This is a genomic window from Carnobacterium sp. (assembly GCF_032094055.1).
Taxonomy (GTDB): domain Bacteria; phylum Bacillota; class Bacilli; order Lactobacillales; family Carnobacteriaceae; genus Carnobacterium_A.
The window spans coordinates 6,759-9,253 of record NZ_DAMDAK010000049.1 but is presented as its reverse complement, the minus strand read 5'-3'; the positions used below and the strand labels follow the sequence as shown (position 1 = coordinate 9,253).

Sequence of the window (2,495 nt, the reverse complement as noted above, 5' to 3'; positions counted from 1 at the left end):
GGCAAAGACTTTCAAGTGGAAATGAGTATGGTCCATCCGACACGTTATCAGGCTACATTTAAATTAATGGAAGATAGCGGATTGTATTTTTACTATTTTAAAATTCAGTACCGATTAGATGACAAAAACGAAACCCTCTACTATGGGAATAATGAGGCTTGTTTAGGCGGACCAGGAGCTATTTATTATGAGATGGAAGACATCAAAGAATACCAATTAACCAGTTATTTATATGATGACCCTGCACCTGACTGGTATCAAAAAGGAGTAGCTTATCAAATTTTTGTCGATCGTTTTTATAACGGAAACGCTAGTGGATTGGTTTCCTCTCCCAAAAAGAATTCTTTTCTCTATGCTTCGCCTGAAGATAGACCGATGTATATTAAAGATGAAGCAGGAGACATTATTCGTTGGGAATTTTTTGGAGGAAATTTAAAAGGAGTAATCAAAAAACTTTCTTATTTAGCAGATCTAGGTATTACAATTCTCTATTTAAACCCTATCTTTGAAGCTCGCAGCAATCACAAATACGATACGGGTGATTTTTTGAAAATCGATTCGATGTTTGGCAATGAAGATATTTTTAAAGAACTGATAAAGAAAGCAAATGAGTTCGGTATTCACATTATTTTAGACGGTGTGTTCAATCATGTGGGAGCAGATAGTCGTTATTTTAACCGATATGGAAATTATGAAGATATAGGTGCCTATCAGTCACCGTCTAGTCGCTATGCTGGTTGGTTTACCTTTGAGCATTTTCCAGATGAGTATGAATCGTGGTGGGGCATTAAAGATTTACCTAAATTAAATAAAGAAAACCCTGAAGTACAAGAATTCATTTATGCAGCGGATGATAGTGTGGTTCAGAAGTGGTCAAAAATGGGAATAGGTGGCTGGCGTATTGATGTTGCGGATGAAATCAGCGATTTATTTTTAACGGGTATTCGTACGGCATTGGAGCAAACAGCCGCTGAACCGGTACTGATTGGAGAAGTCTGGGAAGATGCTTCTAATAAAATGGCTTATGGCGAACGACGGCATTATATTGAAGGAGGAAGTTTACACGGCGTTATGAACTATCCCTTCAGAAAAATGATCATTGATTTTTTAAATCAAACAATTTCTACTGAAGAAGCTGCCTCACAAGCTATGCAGTTAAAAGAAAACTATCCGCCAGAAGTGTTAAAAAATAATCTTAATAATATTGGATCGCATGATACAGTTAGAATTTTAACAGCTTTGCAATCGGATAAACTGAAATTGCAACAAGCGCTAACGTTGCTGTTTGTTTTACCAGGAGTACCGTGTCTTTATTATGGAGACGAAGCAGGAGTGGTGGGCGGCAATGATCCTGATAACCGACGGATGTTTCCTTGGGGCTTTGAGAACCAAACGCTGCAGTCTTTTGTAAGAGAATTGATTGCGTTAAGAAAAAGTGAACGTGCTTTGCAAGATGGGGAGTTATTTGCCTTTTCAACTGACCAGATTCTAGGATTAGTACGCTATTTATCAGACGAAGAGTATGTGCTCGTTTTGATAAACGGTACTGCTGATGAACAGATTTTTGAAGCAGAAAAAGCAATGTCTTGGTCATCATTTAAGTTGCAGCATTTTTTAGAAAAAGGCAATTTTACGACCTTAAACCTCCCTGCTCAAGGTGTCCGGATCATACAAAAACGTACTTCTTCAACTCCTCAGGGCGAAAACTATGAATAGTTGTGGTTAATCGCATAAGGTAATGAAGTGATAAATAAAAAAGGTTAAAGAGCATAAACTGCTTTTTAACCTTTTTTTCTAAAAATAAAGGGTATATTTTTAGATGAGAAACTGGTATACTAACCAGTTGGGGCATGTAAAGAAAGAGATACTTTCTTTTATGCTGCTTTGCAACAATTATTAGTGGCCCATGACTCCGCATTACTATTCTTACTTAAATAAGAATAATAAAAAAGGAGAAGATAGTGTGGATTTTTTTAAATTGAAAGAAAATGGAACAAGTGTTAAACAAGAAATGATGGCCGGGTTTACATCTTTTTTTGCGATTTCTTATATCATTATAGTAAACCCCTTAATTTTAGCAGATGCCGGTATTTCCCAGCAATTAAGTGTTTTTGCTACTATTTTAGTTTCAGCTGTCGGCAGCATTTTAATGGGCGTTTGGGCTAAGGCGCCTTTAGTTATGACACCTGGTATGGGTGTAAATGCTTTTTTTACGTATACAATCGTTGGATCAATGGGTCTTTCTTGGCAAGAAGCCTTGGCAGTAGTCTTAGTATCAAGTTTGATTTTTATTGCTATCAGTTATACCAATCTTAGCACAGCTTTAGTAGAGGCTATTCCTAGTTCCTTAAAACAAGGAATCACTGCTGGAATTGGGTTGTTTTTAGTGATTATTGGGTTAGAAAATGGTGGTCTGATTGTGGATGGGGGAGACAATTCTTTTATTGTACTAGGTGATCTAACCAATCCATTGACACTCTTAGCCTTATTTGGAA

Annotated in this window: 2 protein-coding genes; both read left to right on the top strand. The window is 36.8% G+C overall.

Annotated elements, in window-relative coordinates; genetic code table 11:
- On the top strand, positions 1-1,716 hold a 1,716-nt coding region (locus RT405_RS08525), incomplete at its 5' end, for a glycoside hydrolase family 13 protein (RefSeq protein ID WP_313469091.1).
- A gap of 247 nt (positions 1,717-1,963) precedes the next feature.
- On the top strand, positions 1,964-2,495 hold a 532-nt coding region (locus RT405_RS08520), incomplete at its 3' end, for a solute carrier family 23 protein (protein WP_396163574.1).